The 17,473-nt window shown below is 34.5% G+C and carries 22 protein-coding genes; 7 read left to right on the forward strand and 15 right to left on the reverse strand.

Features of this window, described 5'->3' with window-relative positions; genetic code table 11:
- Positions 1-12: 12 nt before the first annotated feature.
- The 7 genes from AC07SW_RS06170 to AC07SW_RS06200 all read right to left on the reverse strand — a co-directional run bounded on the left by AC07SW_RS06170 (position 13) and on the right by AC07SW_RS06200 (position 6,717).
- Entirely contained in the window at positions 13-207 is a 195-nt protein-coding gene (locus AC07SW_RS06170) for a hypothetical protein (protein ID WP_034572029.1), read from the reverse strand.
- 494 nt (positions 208-701) lie between these two features.
- Entirely contained in the window at positions 702-2,120 is a 1,419-nt protein-coding gene (locus AC07SW_RS06175; protein WP_494632468.1) for a PTS transporter subunit EIIC, read from the reverse strand.
- Between the two features lie 20 nt (positions 2,121-2,140).
- Positions 2,141-3,799, reverse strand: coding sequence for an alpha-glucosidase (locus AC07SW_RS06180; RefSeq protein ID WP_119907494.1), 1,659 nt, complete (start codon positions 3,797-3,799; stop codon positions 2,141-2,143).
- A gap of 67 nt (positions 3,800-3,866) precedes the next feature.
- Positions 3,867-4,865 (reverse strand): LacI family DNA-binding transcriptional regulator, encoded by a 999-nt coding sequence (locus tag AC07SW_RS06185; protein ID WP_135017872.1) that lies wholly within the window; start codon positions 4,863-4,865, stop codon positions 3,867-3,869.
- A 135-nt stretch (positions 4,866-5,000) separates the two neighbouring features.
- A complete protein-coding gene (locus AC07SW_RS06190) occupies positions 5,001-5,711 on the reverse strand; it encodes a B3/B4 domain-containing protein (protein WP_119907492.1) in 711 nt (236 codons plus the stop codon).
- A gap of 2 nt (positions 5,712-5,713) precedes the next feature.
- Complete coding sequence (locus tag AC07SW_RS06195; RefSeq protein WP_494632470.1) at positions 5,714-6,244, reverse strand: GNAT family N-acetyltransferase; 531 nt, start codon at positions 6,242-6,244, stop codon at positions 5,714-5,716.
- Positions 6,245-6,264: 20 nt separating this feature from the next.
- Complete coding sequence (locus tag AC07SW_RS06200; protein ID WP_135022725.1) at positions 6,265-6,717, reverse strand: MarR family winged helix-turn-helix transcriptional regulator; 453 nt, start codon at positions 6,715-6,717, stop codon at positions 6,265-6,267.
- 186 nt (positions 6,718-6,903) lie between these two features.
- On the opposite strand from AC07SW_RS06200, the gene AC07SW_RS06205 reads away from it, so the two are divergent.
- On the forward strand, positions 6,904-7,875 hold the full coding sequence (locus AC07SW_RS06205; RefSeq protein ID WP_034572048.1) for a tRNA dihydrouridine synthase: 972 nt from the start codon (positions 6,904-6,906) through the stop codon (positions 7,873-7,875).
- A gap of 172 nt (positions 7,876-8,047) precedes the next feature.
- Here AC07SW_RS06205 and AC07SW_RS06210 read toward each other — a convergent pair whose 3' ends face one another.
- Complete coding sequence (locus tag AC07SW_RS06210; protein WP_167593910.1) at positions 8,048-8,206, reverse strand: hypothetical protein; 159 nt, start codon at positions 8,204-8,206, stop codon at positions 8,048-8,050.
- 563 nt (positions 8,207-8,769) lie between these two features.
- On the opposite strand from AC07SW_RS06210, the gene AC07SW_RS06215 reads away from it, so the two are divergent.
- The 5 genes from AC07SW_RS06215 to AC07SW_RS06235 all read left to right on the forward strand — a co-directional run bounded on the left by AC07SW_RS06215 (position 8,770) and on the right by AC07SW_RS06235 (position 10,986).
- Positions 8,770-9,174, forward strand: coding sequence for a hypothetical protein (locus AC07SW_RS06215; RefSeq protein WP_238328650.1), 405 nt, complete (start codon positions 8,770-8,772; stop codon positions 9,172-9,174).
- A 164-nt stretch (positions 9,175-9,338) separates the two neighbouring features.
- Positions 9,339-9,965: a hypothetical protein gene (locus tag AC07SW_RS06220; RefSeq protein ID WP_238328649.1), complete on the forward strand. Its 627-nt coding sequence runs from the start codon at positions 9,339-9,341 to the stop codon at positions 9,963-9,965.
- Between the two features lie 150 nt (positions 9,966-10,115).
- Positions 10,116-10,388, forward strand: coding sequence for a hypothetical protein (locus AC07SW_RS06225; RefSeq protein ID WP_494632472.1), 273 nt, complete (start codon positions 10,116-10,118; stop codon positions 10,386-10,388).
- A gap of 13 nt (positions 10,389-10,401) precedes the next feature.
- Complete coding sequence (locus AC07SW_RS06230; protein ID WP_135022723.1) at positions 10,402-10,710, forward strand: hypothetical protein; 309 nt, start codon at positions 10,402-10,404, stop codon at positions 10,708-10,710.
- Positions 10,711-10,722: 12 nt separating this feature from the next.
- The gene (locus AC07SW_RS06235; protein ID WP_135022722.1) at positions 10,723-10,986 is read left to right on the forward strand and encodes a hypothetical protein; all 264 of its coding nucleotides are present in this window, start codon (positions 10,723-10,725) and stop codon (positions 10,984-10,986) included.
- 145 nt (positions 10,987-11,131) lie between these two features.
- On the opposite strand, the gene AC07SW_RS06240 is transcribed toward AC07SW_RS06235, so the two are convergent.
- From AC07SW_RS06240 to AC07SW_RS06250, 3 genes are all read right to left on the reverse strand, one after another.
- The gene (locus tag AC07SW_RS06240; protein WP_135022732.1) at positions 11,132-11,212 is read right to left on the reverse strand and encodes an IS3 family transposase; all 81 of its coding nucleotides are present in this window, start codon (positions 11,210-11,212) and stop codon (positions 11,132-11,134) included.
- Between the two features lie 259 nt (positions 11,213-11,471).
- Complete coding sequence (locus AC07SW_RS06245) at positions 11,472-13,358, reverse strand: ATP-binding protein (RefSeq protein ID WP_238328647.1); 1,887 nt, start codon at positions 13,356-13,358, stop codon at positions 11,472-11,474.
- A 156-nt stretch (positions 13,359-13,514) separates the two neighbouring features.
- A complete protein-coding gene (locus tag AC07SW_RS06250) occupies positions 13,515-13,871 on the reverse strand; it encodes a hypothetical protein (RefSeq protein ID WP_135022720.1) in 357 nt (118 codons plus the stop codon).
- A gap of 209 nt (positions 13,872-14,080) precedes the next feature.
- Here AC07SW_RS06250 and AC07SW_RS06255 point away from each other — a divergent pair, with 209 nt between their 5' ends.
- Entirely contained in the window at positions 14,081-15,052 is a 972-nt protein-coding gene (locus AC07SW_RS06255) for a tyrosine-type recombinase/integrase (RefSeq protein ID WP_167736636.1), read from the forward strand.
- A gap of 70 nt (positions 15,053-15,122) precedes the next feature.
- Here AC07SW_RS06255 and rpsI read toward each other — a convergent pair whose 3' ends face one another.
- The 4 genes from rpsI to truA form a co-directional block, all read right to left on the reverse strand.
- Positions 15,123-15,515, reverse strand: coding sequence for a 30S ribosomal protein S9 (gene rpsI / locus AC07SW_RS06260; RefSeq protein ID WP_034572058.1), 393 nt, complete (start codon positions 15,513-15,515; stop codon positions 15,123-15,125).
- 13 nt (positions 15,516-15,528) lie between these two features.
- Positions 15,529-15,972, reverse strand: a complete 444-nt coding sequence (rplM, locus tag AC07SW_RS06265; RefSeq protein WP_057002217.1) for a 50S ribosomal protein L13 — start codon at positions 15,970-15,972, stop codon at positions 15,529-15,531.
- Positions 15,973-16,113: 141 nt separating this feature from the next.
- Complete coding sequence (locus AC07SW_RS06270; RefSeq protein WP_238328646.1) at positions 16,114-16,593, reverse strand: GNAT family N-acetyltransferase; 480 nt, start codon at positions 16,591-16,593, stop codon at positions 16,114-16,116.
- Positions 16,583-17,413: a tRNA pseudouridine(38-40) synthase TruA gene (gene truA / locus AC07SW_RS06275; protein ID WP_034572063.1), complete on the reverse strand. Its 831-nt coding sequence runs from the start codon at positions 17,411-17,413 to the stop codon at positions 16,583-16,585. The genes AC07SW_RS06270 and truA overlap by 11 nt, the downstream gene beginning before the upstream one ends.
- Positions 17,414-17,473 lie beyond the last annotated feature (60 nt).

Consider the following 17,473-nt stretch of genomic DNA (forward strand, 5'->3'; position numbering starts at 1 on the left):
TTTAAATACCGATCATTCCTCATTTTTTTTATCTTCATCTACGACTGTAACAGTTGCTGGATTGGTTTTCTGCTCTAGTTTTTCTTCCGTTATCTCACTAGAAACTTCACTTTTTTCTGGTGAACTTTCTTTATTTTTATGATTCTGACAAGCTCCCAAGCTTACCAACAACAGACAAAGTAATAAAATATTGATTAATTTTTTCATTTTTTTCTTCCCCCCTACACTAAAATAATCGATTTTTTAAACATATTACATTCTATATTGAAAGTATCAAAATAACTGATTTTTATATATATATATAAACCACCCACTATCAAAACATTATATCAAACAAAATAACAAACGATTTTTTTATTTTTTCTCTTTTTCAAGTAATTTATAAAAATAAAAATAAGGAATCATGATTATTTTATATCTCCTCACATTCGATCTAATCTACTGTTCACTTTACCTACAGCGATTATGTTCGAATCTTCCCTATCAAGATTTCGCAAACCATCAACTTTAAACACACACACATTTTCCATCTGATTTAATAACATTTATTATCTTCATTTCAAACTGAACAATAAAAAAGATACCTTCCAAAAATAGGAAAGTATCTCATAGATCTGTTTGACTTTTTAAACCATCACTCTAGTTTTTTTATCGATTTGTCTAACTATTTTTGAATCTCAATGAAAATAGAACTCTTCTTCTTAGCGTTCTTCACTTATCATCAATTCTTGTGGAACTGCAAATAGATACGTTAAAACAAAAGCAACAGCAAATGTTAACACTCCAACTAAGATATAGGTAATTAATTGATAAGGATCATAAATATACATCAAGGGAGATAAAATCACGGCTAGCCCATAGGAGTTCGCTTGAATGCCTAAAATAGAAAGCAATGCTCCACCAACGGCTGAACAAATCAGCATCACTGATAACGGTTTCATTCCATATCGGAGAGTAATTCCAAATAATGCTGGTTCGCTAACACCTAACAATTGTGTGATTCCTGCACTTGTTCCAATCACCTTGATATTTTTATTTTTGGCTTTAGTACTAATTGCAAAACAAACTGCTGCATTCGCAAATCCATACATCGCACATAGAGTAATCAAAGGATTGAAACCTGTTGACGCTAATAATGTCGTTTCAATCATAATAAATAAATGATGCATTCCCGTCATTACGGCTAACGGATATAAAAAACCAATAATCAATCCGCCAATTCCAAAAGGAACATGAATCAAGCCTTCAACTACGTAAACTAAACCATTTTCAACAAAGTGCAACAGTGGTCCCAATATAAGTAATCCTGTTAGCATCATTACAAAAATAACGACAAAAGGGGTGAACATTAAATCTAGTGAATCTGGCATTCTTTTCCGTAAAATCCGCTCTAATTTTGCGCCTAAAATCCCAATGACTAATGCCGTCAAAACACTTCCTTGATATCCCACAATTGGTATAAAGCCAAATGCAATAATTGGATTAACGCCACTGTTAATATCTGCTACAGAATATGCATTAGGAAGCATTGGCGACACTAACATCAATCCTATGACAAATCCAATAATTGGTGTTCCTCCAAATTTTTTAAATGCAGACCAACAAATTAATGCTGGTAAAAAAGCAAAAACAGTGTCGGTTAAAACACTCATCAACGTTAACATATACGCAGGTATATGGTCGGCTGAAGTTCCGAAAAATCCCAAGACTGTATCATTTAACACAACACCTTTTAGTCCGAGAAATAGACCCGTTGCAACAATTCCTGGAATAATTGGAATGAAGATATCCGCTAACGTACGAATCCCTCGTTTGATTGGATTGCCTTCTTTTTTGATTTCTTCTAAATTGGTAACCTTGTCTTGAAAGACAGGATTATTTTGAATAATCGACTCGTATACTTTATTTACAATTCCAGTTCCTAAAATAATTTGGTACTGTCCAGCATTAAAAAAGACCCCTTTGACTTGATCAATTTTTTCTATCTCTTGGTCCTCAATCAGCATCCGGTCCTTAACTTCTAGTCGTAAACGAGTTGCACAATGTGTTATCGATAGAATATTTCCTTCGCCAACTACTGCAAGAATGTCTTCGCCTATCTTTTTATAATCTGTCGCCATGTTGTTCCCTCCAAAATTTTCTATTTTACTAAAATACTTTGATACGGTGCAAGTTTGATTTCTTTGCCTAGTAGCTGCGTCGAGTGAGATGTTAAATAAAGCACTTCCACTTCTTTTTCTACTATCAGCGTTTCTGACACAGGACTCAAATTGGTAAAAGAGTATATCTTTTCTCCTCCTAATTCTCGATAATACCCAATAATAGAATCTGGCAATTCCTTCAAGAAATGAATAGCGCCAGTTTTTAAAATTGGACTTATTGGCGAGTTTTGTCTCAACTCAATCATTTTTTTATAAAATTCTAACACTGTATTTTTCGCAGCGTTAATCGTTGGATATTCTTCAGTCATCGCTAACCATGGTTGATGATTTGAAAAACCACCATATTGGCTATTGTCCCATGGCATCGGTGTCCGAGAGTTATCACGACTTCTCAAGTTAACAAAATTAAGTGCCTCTTTTTCAGAAATTCCCTCTTGTATTGCGCGGTAAAAATTATCAATGCTTGAGATATCATCAAATTGTTTCATATGATGTCGCTCGGCATTAATCATCCCTAATTCTTGACCTTGATAGATGAATGGCGTTCCTCTTAAAAAGAAATACATTGCACCAATTCCCTTAGCAGCTTCAGCTGTTTGAAATTCTTTCTTAACAAGCTTAGACAATGCTCTTGGTTGATCGTGATTTTCAATAAAATTGGCTCCCCAACCTGCATTTTGTAGCGCTTCCTGAGATTGAATTATTAATTCTTTAAATTCTTTTGTAGTCCAGTGGGTTCGTTTAAACCAGTCAGATCCAGATTCCACATCAATATCTGCATAATGGAAATCAAAAATCATTGAAAAATAACCCTCTTCTCCAATAAAATCTGAAAATTCATCGTAAGCCACTCCTGGAGCTTCTCCAACAGTTACACAATTGTATTTCTCAAAAGTCTCTTTCTTTAATTCATTTAGGAACAATTCGATGCCTGGTTGATTTCTAGTCTTATGCTTGCAAGACACGAGACCGTCTACACCATCCGCAGGTAGACTTTCATAGTTCTGATCCTTCTTGATAAACGTAATCGAATCAATACGAAACCCTGCAATTCCCTTTTCAAGCCAACGATTAATCATCTGATACAACTCTTGGCGTAGCTCTGGATTTTCCCAATTTAAATCGGGCTGCTTTTTATCAAAGACATGCAGGTAGTAGCACTCTTCTCCTGGAACTTTTTCCCAAACAGATCCTCCAAAAATCGAACGCCAATTATTCGGACGTTCCTTCCCTTCTTTAAAGATGTAATATTCTCGATATTTACTTTTTTTGTCGGCCAATGCTTGCTGAAACCAAGTGTGTTCGTCTGAGGTATGATTGATGACAAGATCTAGCATCAGCTTAATCTCTAGTTTTTTTGCTTCTGCTACTAATTCATCAAACTCTTCCATTGTTCCAAATTCAGGGTTAATGCCTTCAAAATCTGCAATATCATAGCCATTGTCAACCATTGGTGAGGTAAAAATTGGGCAGATCCAAAGAGTTGTGATGCCTAATTCTTTTAGATAGGGTAACTTTTCTTTGATTCCTTTGATGTCTCCTACACCATCATTATTTGAATCTTTAAAACTCTTGGGATAGACTTGGTAAATAACTTCTTCTTTCCACCAATCTTTTGTTGTTTTGCTCTCTTTCATTTTTTATACCTCTTTCCATTTTATGGTATCGATATCATATTAAAGATATAAGAAAACCCGTATATGTTTAAACGGATTTTCTTTGAACTAATGTTAATTCAAGTTGTGATTGATCTACTTGGTACGTTGTTTCTTCAATGAGCGAAATCAATAACTTCGTGGATTCTGCACCTAATGCGGCAACAGGTTGATTAATCGTTGTTAGTGGAACGGCCAGCAGTGAAGTAAATGGCTGGTTATCAAAGCCCATGATTGCTATATCTTCAGGAACTTGAAGCTTTTGCTGAAGAGTGTATTCTAAAATCCCCATCGCTACCTCATCACTATTTGTAAAAATAGCATCTGGTCGATTGCTCTCAGGCAACTCGATTAGTTGCTTTGCAACTTGATGGCCATCTTCAATTGTGTGTACTTGTTGAAAAATCCATTCTTTCTTAATAGCTAATTTTTGCTCAAGCATCGCACGTTCAAAGCCTTGCGTCCGCGTTTTTCCATGTCCCTTTGTTGTTAATGTTCCACCTGTACAATAGGCAATTTTCTGATAATTTTTTTTAATCAAAAATTGAATCGCTTCATATGTCGCTTGCTCTTGATTGGTTATGACCTGAGGTACTGCTGCTTCTGGTAGTTGTTCATTGCAAAAAACAATGGGACCAAAAGTTTGATAATCTTCTATCATTTTTGCATCGCCTTCAACTGAGCACATAATCAATCCATTAATAACACTCTGCTTCAACATTTCCAGCATCTTCATTTCTGCATCTGAATCATCATAGGTTTGCATAATCAAAACATTATAGCCATGCTCCTTTGCTTGCTTTTCTATGGCATCCACCAAATAAGAAAAAAATGGGTTGGTAATTCTGGATACTAAAATACCAATCATTGTTCCTTTTTTTGAACGTAGCTGAGTAGCGATTGAGCTAGGGGTATAATTTAGCTCCTCCATTGCTTCTTTAATTCGCTTTTTCTTGTCGTCAGAGATATAAGGATGTTGGTTTAAATACCTTGAAACGGTGGAAACTGAAAGATCAGCCCTTTTTGCTACATCTTTAATCGTCGCCATTTTCAATAACTCCTTTATGGTATCGATTTCATAATCAGTTTAAATGATTGCCCTTACATTGTCAAGACAATTTAAAACTCTATAAGAAAAAAAGAACACTTAAAAAAACTGTTACGTGTCCTTCTACCCTATTTTTTAAATTGCGATTTCTGATTTTTCTTTTACTAGCGTAAAGGAAGTAGCTTCAGCACCAAAATAAGTTTGAATTTCTTTTTGTAATTCATTCATTGCTTGATTAGCACGTTTTGATTGATTTTCATTGATTGATTCTATCACTAAAATTGCATCTTTAGTTTCTTCTGTCAATAGGGTACGTTGTGCTTCACGCCAATTCAAGCAGCGACAAATTGCACCTTCATTGTCATAATAAATAAATTCTCCTGCTAACGCTGGCGCATCTTTATCTGCTCCTAAAGGACGAAAAGCTTCTCCGCCAGTTGCTATTCCAAGACGCAACGCCCCATTAATTGAAGCACTATCTTCACCGCCGCAAGGAACTCCATATTTTAAAGATATGCTGTTGTAACAATCTACTAGAGGATTAATCGGGGTAAAGCTTTTTTCTTGGCTCACTCGTTTTAGCAATGCTTCTATTGAGGAACGTGCTCCTTTTTTAGTTTTAAACTTTGAAAAAGCCTCTCTCCATTCAGCAATTACTTCATTTTGGCTAAAAATTTCATCTTTCAAAAACCCTTTTGCTTCTTGCATTGCGTTCGTTAATAAATCAGCAAAATAGGCTTCATTCACTTCCGTTTTGTGATTATCAATGCCTTTAACAATCAGTATATTGAGTTGTCCTTCTGGAAAAACTTCCCAGAAAGCAGGTTCTACAATCATTTTGTTCATTATTACGCCTCCATTGTCGTTACTTTTTTTGTCATAATAATATCTAGTTGTTTTTCGCTTCCCATATAAAATGAATGTTCGCTTGTTTCTACAAATCCTAAGTGTTTATAAAAGTCCCGCGCATGGCTATTGTGTTCCCATACTCCAAGCCAAATTAGCTTTTTCTTTTTTTGATTTGCTAATTCTTCTGCTTTAACAATCATTTTTCGTCCATACCCTTGACCTTTAGCTATTTTCTTAATATAAATTCGTTCAACTTCTAAAGCTTCCTCTGCGATATTTTCTGACTGAGCAGTGTTTACATTAACCTTCAAATATCCAACAATTTCTTGCTTGTCCTTCAAAAAAAGAAAGGTTGAATCTGGATTGTTTAATTCATTTCTTAATTGTTCTGTATGGTACGCTTGCTCTAAATAAGTTGTTAGATTTTCCGTTGTGTTTTGGTCTTTGAATGTATCGCTAAATGTTTCAATACTCATTTTTTGTAACGCCTGTAAATCACTCTCTTTACAAATACAAAATTCCAAGGTCATCTAATTCCTTCTTTCCTTTTTTAATATGTGCGTTTTTTTCCTTTTTTTACATCGTTCCAATCGTCTTCGATATTTTCTTTGACTCTCTTCAATAAACTCGCAATCTGTTCTTTTTCTTGATTGGTTAAGCCTTTTAGAGCTACTTCATTGGAATAGTGATGTTCTTTAATAATAAACGGAAACGTCTTTTGACCTTTTTCAGTTGGAAAAAGTTTTTTTATTTTCTTATTAGTGTTGTCCATTTTTTTTTCAATAAACCCTTTTGCTTCAAGCTTTTTAATCGCTCTTGCCGCAGTCGTTCGATCTACTTTTATCATCTCTGCCAACCGATCTTGAATAACACCTGGATTTTCAACAATCCTCACAAGGTAGAGGTATTGCCCTTTGGCTAGATCGTATTCTTTAAATTCTATATTTGCAATTGAATCCAATGCTCTACTTATAATCCCGATATCTCTAAGAATGTCTGTCATATCCTATCTCCCTATTATTGGTTACCTTCAGTATAAATTAATATTGTTGTATTTGCAACAATATAGAAAGACAAATCACTCAATGAGGATTGGCAAATCTTTCCTTTGATTCTTTCGCCTATTCTTAGTATAATAATTGTGCCTTTTGGAAAAGTAATTGCGCGAAATAGAATGGAGTTTAGCTATATGACAACTAATTTTTGGGCAGATTTACCAAAGCCCTTTTTTATTTTAGCACCAATGGAGGATGTGACGGATGTCGTCTTTCGCCATGTGATTAAAGAAGCCGGCTCGCCTGACGTCTTTTTTACGGAATTCACAAACTCGGATAGCTATTGCCATCCAGATGGAATCGAAAGCGTACGTGGCCGTTTAGTTTTCACCGAAGACGAGCAGCCGATTGTCGCTCATATATGGGGAGATAAACCAGAATTTTTTAGAGAAATGAGTATTGGATTAGCCGAAATGGGCTTTAAAGGCGTTGATATTAACATGGGCTGCCCGGTTCCAAATGTCGCTGGTCGCGGAAAAGGCAGTGGCCTAATTTTACGCCCAGATGTAGCTGCAGAGTTGATTGAAGCTGCCAAAGCAGGTGGCTTACCCGTTAGCGTCAAAACCCGTATCGGATACAAGGAAATGGCTGAAATGGAAGACTGGATTACTCACTTGCTGAAACAAGACATTGCCAACTTGTCCATTCACTTACGAACACGAGAAGAAATGAGTAAGGTGGATGCCCATTGGGAGATTATTCCTCAAATTATGGCGATTCGCGATCGCATCGCACCTGACACACTTATCACAATCAACGGCGATATTCCTGATCGTCAAACAGGTTTGATGCTTGCTGAAAAATATGGAGTGGACGGGATTATGATTGGTCGAGGGATCTTTAAAAATCCTTACGCCTTTGAAAAAGAACCTCAAGAGCATTCTTCAAAAGAGCTACTTGGTTTACTACAATTACAACTAGATTTACAAGATCACTATTCAGAGCTAGCTCCACGCTCCATCGTTGGCTTGCATCGTTTCTTTAAAATTTATGTAAAAGGCTTTCCTGGTGCTAGCGATTTACGTGTTAAATTAATGACGACCAAATCGACAGATGAAGTTCGTCAGATTTTGACTGATTTTAACAAGAATGATTCTTTGATTTAATAGGTTGCACATTTTGAACACTTTCCAGAAATGGGAGGTGTTTTTTGTTTTAAAGATGATTTGCGAAAAAGCTTTTTACTATGTAGTCGTTATTTTAGATAAAAAATGGTAAAAAAAAGACTCTCCATTTTTTGGAAAGTGTTTTTAAATCGCCCTATTCTCATTTAAATAATTATTTATTATAAATTTTCGGACCTTTTCGCATGTTTTTACGGTCATTTTTTGGCGCTGTCACTTGGTTTGATCTGCCACCAGATTGTTTATTTTTAATGATTTCTAACATTTTTTCTTTTGCGTTCATTTCTTCTACCACCTTTAATACTATTATCACTTGCTCACTCTCTTATGTCAATCTAGTATTGGTGATTCGTGTAATAAAAAGACGCTTCGCAACAAAGGAATGAATGATTTTTGAAATGCTACAATCAAAAAAACCATCGAAACTTCCACGTATATTGAAATTTATGACTACGAAACAATTATTACCCCCAAGAAAAAAACTATGATAAATTATTCTCTCAAAATCAATATGATAATTCAAAACGCAAGCAACACTATTATAAAAATATGCGTTTTGAAATTGTCCGCCTAGTGGATACAAACAACGAGGCAAGTAAAAACAACACGAAATTTTTGAGAGCATATTTATAATAGCCCCTGTAGCATTTATTTTTTGATTACTTTCTACAGAAGCAATCAAATCCTTAGATATAGTAAGACAATTAATAGAGAGCCCCAAGTTAGTAAAAAAATCTATTCAATTAACTATTTAAAAAATAGGAATTGTCTGATATTTTGAAAAATATCAGACAATAAAAAACATGCTTTTTTTATTTATATGGTAAAATAGAAAATAAAGTAGCTTACTTAATGAGTAGTGAACTGAGATGAGGTGTGATTTTGCGAAAGAAAACATGGGTATTAGTAGGGATTCTTATATTTATTCTAATTGGAGGTGTTAGCTTGTTTGTGTTTAATCAAAACGAGACGCAACGGAAAGAACAACAAATTGTGAAGATGGAAACAATAAATGCAAAACAAATAAAAAATACTTTTGCTAATGTGACGGAAATTAAGTTTTCGGAAAAATATGGTGAAAATAAACTAACTGGCTATACATCAGTGGATGTGACTATAACAACTAGTTATGGGGTGACCTCATTACTTGATGTCAGTATGTCTTTGAATGATAAATCTAAAAAGTTAGAATCTTATGGAGTAGACCCTAATCTTTTAGAAGGCTCGACAGAAAATAAAGTCAAAGTTATTTTTTCTAATAAGACAGAAGGGAGTCTATAATGGCAACAGAAAAAGAATTAAAAGATTTAAACAATAGGGTTTACCAGGTTGACCCTGATTATAAGGAAAGTGAAATTAAATATACAGATAAAGCTGATAATCAACTGAAGAGTAACGAGAGGAATATAGTCAAGGCGGGGAATCAAAAATTTAAGGTTCTTTCAGTGAAAGATGGTGATTATGGGTTTCAAGGAATGGCAGTAGCGCCACTGGTGAACGGCGTGGCTGATGTATCACACGTAACAGTTGTGGCAGCTGGAACATATCCTGATGATGGGATAGATTTTAAAGCTGCGTTAAAAGGGCTGTCTCCAAACGGTTCACCCCAAGCAGATGTAGCTGTAGACTATGTTGGAAACCTTATTGACAAGAATCCTGACTGGACGATTACGCAGTTGTCTGGCTACTCTCAATCTGCGTACATATTGAAAGCTGGTGCTCATTTTAAAATACCAACAACAGTATTTAGTGGTTGGTTTCAATATCGTTCTTTGTCAAAAGAAGAAGAAACCTTTATGAAAAATAATCCACATTTATTTTTGAACTACCGTCAAAAGAATGATGATGTCACTAAGTGGAATGATTTTAATTCAAGTTGGGGAAACAGTGACGATTTTGGAACGATTGTGTGGATAGATGGCAGTAGCCATAAATTAGACAGTTGGGATTTTGATGAAAAAACTGGACAATTAAAAATTCCGAATAGCTCAGGTAACTCAGAAGGAGCCATGATACAAGCAAGTCATTATATTATGCGTGAATTTTCTGCCCACTTGACAGCGCTAGATTAACTAAAAATAAAACTAACGGCAAGTGGTGGCGGACTTTCGAAGAATGAACAGCTCTATTTAGATGACCAACAAGCACTGATAGCAGTAAATACAGGGCGTTTTGCCTATCAAAATGCAATGGCAAACGCAATAAGAGCGTATCAAAAAGGGATGACAGACGCAGAAGATAGCTGGCAAGAGACACTGAGAGAATCACGTAGACAAACAGAGTTACTGTCCGAAAATGAAATAAAAGATAGTCTAGCAGTTGTAGGAGCGACCCAGCAACGAATGGTGGATGAGCCAACAGAATATTTTCAAAAAAAAATCAATAAGACAAAAACGATGGATGAAAAATTTGAGAACTTATCTAAAGAAATAAAAAATAAAATTGATGAGCTCATTCAAAGAGATAAAGAATTAGCACAACAGTTAAGGTCGTAAGGGGGATTAGAAAATGAAAGAAGAACAAATCCTTGCAGACTATCAACGAAAACGTCGTGAATTGGAAGCAGATGAAGATAGATTAAAAAATGCTCAACAAAAAGGAGAACAGTTGATACAAGAAACGTTGTCTGATATCTACCGAACAGTTCAAGAATCTGCTGTAAACAGTGAACCTTTTGATAAGGCGAGACAGTCTATTACGCGCTTAGAGCATGACTACTATGAGGAAATAGCAAGAGCAAAAAAACAAGTCTATCAGCAACAAGAAGAAGCTGAACGAAGGTATCGAAATGACCTTCAGAAAGTAAATAAAGAATAAGGAGTTGACAAATTGGAAGAATTCACAAAGAATTTATTAAAAGATTTGCAAAAGAATTTAGAAAAAATAAGTGTTCTAGCAATTGGAGGAGCAAAAATACAAAAGTCTTATACAAGTAAACAGGATGCCCAAAAACAAGGGGAAACAGCGATAAAGAGTGCGAAAAAGGCACTTGATTCCTCTTCAAAAACATTAGAAAGTTCAATTAAAGGACAGTTTGGAACGAAAGTAACTGAAGTCTTTGAGAAGCAACAACAAACGTTAGACAACATCTAGCAGATAAAAATATCAGCGACCTATAATGATCATCTTAACTAGTACTTTACGGAGAGTTCATCAATATCAAAATAAATAGACAAAAAGAGTCCCTTCCATTTGGAACTAACCCCATTGAATGGAACATAATCAAAAAAAGCGCTTGTTAGGCTATAAATTCCCGATATTCTATCGGTGATTTATAGCCTAATTTTTGATGAATTCGAGTTTTATTATAGTATTTAATGTAATATTACAGTCTGTATTACAATAAAAAAGACACCTTCCAAAAACTGGAAAGTGTCTTGAAATCCTTGATATACCAAAGATTAACGTTTTGAGAATTGTTAAGCTTTACGGGCTTTTTTAAGACCTGGTTTGATATAGAGCAAATCTAAATCAATTGATTTTGTTTATTTTTATTACTTTGTTTACTTACCCGATTGCTATAATTTGATTTTATTAATACTTATTTTAAATGCTTCGTCCCTGATTATCGACACAATTTATGCTTCAAGTAATGACATAATTCGCTCATGCCACATTATAATCTCATCTAGCAAGAATTCATGCCCTTGGAAGTCTTCTTCTGTTGTTGCCAATATATATTCAGTATTAAATTTATTTTTTACTCTACCCACTTTATCTTTTTTCTTTTTATCAGTAACATCATCCCAATCACATGTCCTGGATTCTGCTGAATTATGAATACTCTTAGCGATTGATTCTGGAATATCACATGTTCCCCATTCCTCTATGCTGTTTAGCACTTGAGATTCATAAAATCTTTTTAAAGTATTCATGGGTATATAATTCTCAAATTCTCTCATTGTAGTTTCAAGTCCGATACAATTACCTCTAGTGTTAATAGTGTTAATACTATCTATATATTTATGTTCTCTTCGAGAACCAATATCACTATCATAAAGATGAAATTGAGCCAAGTTAAGCTTTCCTAAATAATCTTCATTAACCCAAAATTGTAAAGTACTTCCTCCCATAGGAATAAAAATAATCTGATCACTTTCCAAATCAATTATCTGTTTTAACATAGGTATGGCTCTATTTATATTTTTTAGAAATTCTATATCATTTTTTCCTTCAACACAAACAGCTAATTTTACTCTATTCATATCAAACGGCTCAATACTTGGTAAAATTCCTAAATCCAATGAAATTTCTCTAAGAATATCACTATGTTCTGAAGCAGTAAAAATAACAGTTTCATTATCTTCGTTTTTAGTTATAAAACGCAAGTTATTAGTAGGAAGCATTTTTACTGTAGCAGGGCTATGAGTAGTTAATATCACCTGGTTAACCTCACTTTGAGCCAATTCTTTAAAAGCTTCAATTAACATTTTTTGATGTTCTGGATGTTGTGATGTTTCAGGTTCCTCAAATGCATATATTATTGTTGGTACTTTTCGTTCTGAACTTCGTCTTTCTGCTTCTGCTCGGAAAAAATTTAATAATATTAATCTTCTAACACCACTACCTCTTTTATTCAATGATATTCCTTGATCAGTATCAAGAGAAAACTTAAATACACTACTCCAGTTTGGTTTAGAAAATTCTGATATTAGTTCACTTGCAATTTCTGGATTCATTTCTGATATTTTTGAAACTGTTCTATCAGTTAATATTTTAGTTTTTGTCTGTATTTCATTAAATATTTCATTTAATCTTTCTTCCATTTCATCTTGTTTCAGTATTTCTTTTATAAGTAATTTTACTGGACTTTGTACCTCATCATCTTGATCTAAGTTTTTTCTATCTGATTGAAACAATTCATAAAGTGGCATGTATTGTTCTAAACTAGACCAAATTTGTTTTGCTCCCTGTACATCAATAGGAATTTCTTTTATTGTTAAACCTTCATTTTCTACACTGTTAAAAATTTTTTTCCTAATTAATGATGATTTTCTGTAATCCTCTACTTCCAAATTATGACTCTCTAATATTTCTTTTAAATCAGCAATCGATTTTAAATGAATATCTTGTAATTCAGAAGATACCGGATAATTAGCAACAATAAAAGTACCAGTTTTTTTACCATTTTTAAATTGTTTTTTTATTTCTAACATACTTTCATTATTTAATAAAAATTCTTCTTCCAAAGACGTTTCCACTGTACTATCAACTATAATTTTGGAAGGATAATTGTCAAAACATACTCCTATTGTAAAAACATCAGAATCTCCATAAATACAAGCATCGTCTTTTTCAATCTTTATAATGTTTTTTCCTTCATTAAAAAAAATATCCAATGCTTCAAGCACAGTTGATTTTCCTGCATCATTTCTACCAACAAAAGTTGTTAGAGTTTCAAAATCAATATCCACCCTATTTTTATAACCTCTAAAATTTTCAATATACACAGTTTTAATTCTCACTCTGAAACTCCTCCAAACTTTAGAATATATATACATCTTACCTTATTGTGAATTTTTTCTCAAGACAATAAAAAAGCACCCTACAAATAAGAAGTGCTTTTAATATTGAGATATAATAGTTAATTACATACATATAGTTTTCCTAAAGCATATAAATTACAAGCTATCAATTAATTTTAAATCTTCAATAGTCAATGTCGCATCTGACGGTAAAACAGTTTTCAAATTACTGGGTAATTCTACTCCCTTAGTCATTCTTTCCACAAGACTGTCAACTAATACTACCAAGTCATTTTCAAGTTCATTACAAAATTCTATGATTCCGTAAAGTTTACTCCATTCGTAAGCTTTTGTATTATAGAATTGTAATTGTCCTTCCGTTTTAAAACCTATAGTCCTCTCAATTAACGAACCAAGTATAGGTGGACGGGTCTGTACACCAAAAAATTTTGATTTGCTTTTCAGATGTTTTTTTAGCCAGTCAGCTATATATTGAGGAATAGCTAATTCCATTCCCTACTGTCAATAATAACTTTGTAACCTGAAACATCCATACTATGACAAAACGTTTAAAACTCTACAACAAGCAAAACAAGCTGATTTAGATTTTGATAATTATATTCAAGAAATACGAAGGAGACAACATATGAATGAGTTTGAGCTTGGTGGAAATATGATATTTGAGGATTTTTGTATCAAATATTGGTATGATGCTTATATCAATGGTTCAACAAGTTCTTATCCTACCCAACCCACCTGCTATACAGAACACTAAAGATATGTTTAGACTTCATATCTTGCCAATGCTCGGAGAACAGACATTAAACTTTTTAAATAACCACCCTGAATTTGTTACACCTAGAATGACTGAGAAAGCTAAAGAATACGCTAATTTTAAAGTTCTAAGGTGTTACGTGAATCAGGTTTTTGATTTAGCTGTTCACTATAAATATATTGAATACAACAGGGTTGCTGAACCACTTAAAAAAATAAAAGCTTTGAAAAAGATTCAGCTAGCAGAAAGCAAACTTGATGAAGACAAGTATCTAAACGAAAATGAATTGAATTACTGCTTCAAAGCAATTAATGAAGACTACAAAAATGGCGATTTAACTACACAAGAATATACGCTATTTTGGACAACATTCTTTTTGAGTTGTAGGAAAAGTGAATGCTATGCACTTCAATGGAAACATATTGATTTTGAACATAATTGTATTCATTTAGATCAAACATTGGATAAAAAAGGAACTGTAAAAGCTACTAAAGGACGCAAGAAAACAACGATTAAAATATCAGAAAATTTAAAAGCTATTTTAATCGCTTGGAATGAGCAACAGAAAAGAGAGCTGAAACAATTTGGAATTTCTCAAGACCCTAATCAGTTCCTCTTCACTTTCTGTGATAGTCAAGGAAATATTAACAAACGGGTTCACACGGATTATTTAAATTACAGAATGAAAGTAGTCGAAAAACGACACCCTGAGCTCACACATGCCTCACCCCATAAACTTCGACCCACTTCAGCAAGTTTAGCTAGTAAGCACGGAATGTCGTTAGACGATATTATGGAGGCTTTGACTCATAGTGACCAAGAAACAACGAAAATTTATATTAATATAAAGCCTACTGTTAGGATTACGCCTGCAGATTACATCTTTGATAATATTTCTGAATGTAGCGGTGGGGAATAGATGGGGATTCAAAAAAAAGACTCCCAGATAAAATATCTGAGAGTCTTGTAAATACCTTGATAACAAGGTTTTAACGTTTTGAGAATTGTGAAGCTTTACGAGCTTTTTTAAGACCTGGTTTTTTACGTTCTTTCATACGTGGGTCACGAGTTAATAGTCCAGCCGCTTTTAATGGTGCGCGGAATTCTGGGTCAACTTGTAACAATGCACGAGCGATTCCGTGACGAGCAGCGCCTGCTTGTCCAGTGAATCCTCCGCCATTTACGTTAACGTGGATATCGTAGCTTCCTAGAGTTTCTGTAGCTGCAAGAGGTTGTTTTACTACCTCGTGTAGGTATGGAAATGGAATGTATTCAACGATATCTTTTTTGTTCATGATGATTTTACCTGTTCCTGGTACTAAACGTACGCGAGCAGTTGAGTTTTTACGACGGCCTGTGCCGATATATTGTACTTGTGCCAATGAAATTCCCTCCTTAAATTAGGTTGTTGATGTCCAATAATACTGGTTGTTGTGCTTGGTGTTCATGTTCAGTTCCACCGTAAACGTTTAATTTAGTAAATTGTTTGCGACCTAAAGAAGTCTTTGGTAACATACCTTTTACTGATAATTCAACTAATTTACGAGAATTGTTCGCACGTAATTCGCCAGCTGATACTTGTTTCAAACCACCTTGGAATCCACTATGGTGATAATAGATTTTGTCAGTTGCTTTTTTACCAGTTAATTTAATTTTGTCTGCATTGATTACGATCACGAAATCCCCTGTATCTACATGAGGTGTGAAAGTTGGTTTATTTTTACCACGTAAAATAGTTGCTACTGCTGTAGATAGACGTCCCAATGGAATATCAGTTGCGTCTACTACGTACCATTTACGGTCTACTTCGTTTGTTTTAGCCATATAAGTTGTACGCACGTTAATTTCCTCCATATTCTTATCTGTTTGTTTGAATGCACAATAAGTTTCCGGGGCTCATCGTGGGGGCAAACAATACCATCTAACATATTACCGTTTTTTATCGATTTTGTCAATCTTATTTCAAACTTTTACCAGAATTTATTTGTTTAGTAAATACCCCATAAAGACATCCTCTACATATCGATCCTTGATCCAAAATTCATCTTTTAAAACGCCCTCTTTAACAAATCCATGGCGTTTATAAAAACGAATTGCTCCTTCGTTCGTCCCTAATACCCGTAGTGATAATTTATGAATACCGCGTTCTTTAGCAAGCTCTTTAAGCTTTGACACCAGCAAATTCCCTACACCTCTACCTTGTGCGCTTGGCAAAACGCCAATGTCTAATAACAAGGTTCTTTGATGCGCTGCTAAGCCTGTTGGGGGATGAAAGCCTAACAAGCCTAAAACTTCTCCGTTTTCAACTGCAACTAAATGTGAACCTGCAGGATAGCGCAGTTGAAATTCAGCAACACTATTATAGGTCGTCACAGATGGCGTGTTTAAATCATTCCAAATACTATTTTCAATGGCTACCATTCCGGGATAATCTTCTACTAAACTTAATCTAATCTCCATTTTCACTCAGCTCCTTTTGTCGATCCCAAGCTTCCTTTTCAGCAATTTTTTCAGCGATTTCAGCAGCATTCAAATAATATACTTTTTTTAAATAGAGTCCATGGGGCAAGGCTGTCGGTCCTGCTTGTTGTCGGTCTTTTGCTTCAATGATGCGTTTCATATCGGTGACAGGTCGACGTCCGTTTGCAATTTGCATCAACGTCCCTATTAAAATCCGAACCATATTGTATAAAAAACCATTGCCATAAAATTCAAAAATCAATTCATCACGCGTTTCATCTTTCGTTACGGTTGCTTCATAGATTGTTCTAACTTTATTTTCACGTCCACTTTTCACCGCACAAAAACTTGTGAAATCATGAGTTCCTACAATGTCCTTTAACGCTGCTTCTAAATACTCCATATGAATGGGGTAGGGATGGTGTAACGTATAATCTCTTAAAAATGGATCAGCAACTTTGCTGATATTGACTCGATACTGGTATCTTTTACCATTTGTAAAGTAGCGGGCATGAAACTGATCGTCCACAATCTCTGCTTCTATAAAGGCAATTTCATCTGTTGTTAAGCTATTTAAAGCCCGAAGCATATTAGCTGGTGGAATCTCACTAGGATAGTCAAAGTGAATCACCTGCCCTAATGCATGGACACCAGCATCTGTTCTACCCGACGCTTGGATTTTGATGACAGTGCCTTTCGTCATGGTTTTTAAAGCTTTTTCGATTTCTCCTTGAACCGTTCGACACTTTGGTTGAATCTGAAAACCAGCAAAATGCGTGCCATCATATTGAAGAGTTACTTTATAGCGTGTTGTTTTCATTCGATTTCTCCTTGTTTCTGCTAATAGAAAAGACTATTTCAATTAGAAATAGTCCTTCAA

The sequence above is a fragment of the Carnobacterium sp. GW821-FHT04C06 genome, assembly GCF_059420345.1.

Bases quoted from the DNA above. Each gene is read 5' to 3' on its own strand.
- AC07SW_RS06180 (WP_119907494.1), bottom strand. From the start codon at position 3,799: ATGAAAGAGAGCAAAACAACAAAAGATTGGTGGAAAGAAGAAGTTATT.
- AC07SW_RS06190 (WP_119907492.1), bottom strand. From the start codon at position 5,711: ATGAACAAAATGATTGTAGAACCTGCTTTCTGGGAAGTTTTTCCAGAA.
- AC07SW_RS06250 (WP_135022720.1), bottom strand. From the start codon at position 13,871: ATGGAATTAGCTATTCCTCAATATATAGCTGACTGGCTAAAAAAACAT.
- AC07SW_RS06255 (WP_167736636.1), top strand. From the start codon at position 14,081: ATGGTTCAACAAGTTCTTATCCTACCCAACCCACCTGCTATACAGAAC.
- AC07SW_RS06230 (WP_135022723.1), top strand. From the start codon at position 10,402: ATGAAAGAAGAACAAATCCTTGCAGACTATCAACGAAAACGTCGTGAA.
- AC07SW_RS06270 (WP_238328646.1), bottom strand. From the start codon at position 16,593: ATGGAGATTAGATTAAGTTTAGTAGAAGATTATCCCGGAATGGTAGCC.
- AC07SW_RS06170 (WP_034572029.1), bottom strand. From the start codon at position 207: ATGAAAAAATTAATCAATATTTTATTACTTTGTCTGTTGTTGGTAAGC.
- truA (WP_034572063.1), bottom strand. From the start codon at position 17,413: ATGAAAACAACACGCTATAAAGTAACTCTTCAATATGATGGCACGCAT.
- AC07SW_RS06205 (WP_034572048.1), top strand. From the start codon at position 6,904: ATGACAACTAATTTTTGGGCAGATTTACCAAAGCCCTTTTTTATTTTA.
- AC07SW_RS06200 (WP_135022725.1), bottom strand. From the start codon at position 6,717: ATGACAGACATTCTTAGAGATATCGGGATTATAAGTAGAGCATTGGAT.
- AC07SW_RS06195 (WP_494632470.1), bottom strand. From the start codon at position 6,244: ATGACCTTGGAATTTTGTATTTGTAAAGAGAGTGATTTACAGGCGTTA.
- AC07SW_RS06185 (WP_135017872.1), bottom strand. From the start codon at position 4,865: ATGGCGACGATTAAAGATGTAGCAAAAAGGGCTGATCTTTCAGTTTCC.
- AC07SW_RS06175 (WP_494632468.1), bottom strand. From the start codon at position 2,120: ATGGCGACAGATTATAAAAAGATAGGCGAAGACATTCTTGCAGTAGTT.
- AC07SW_RS06225 (WP_494632472.1), top strand. From the start codon at position 10,116: ATGACAGACGCAGAAGATAGCTGGCAAGAGACACTGAGAGAATCACGT.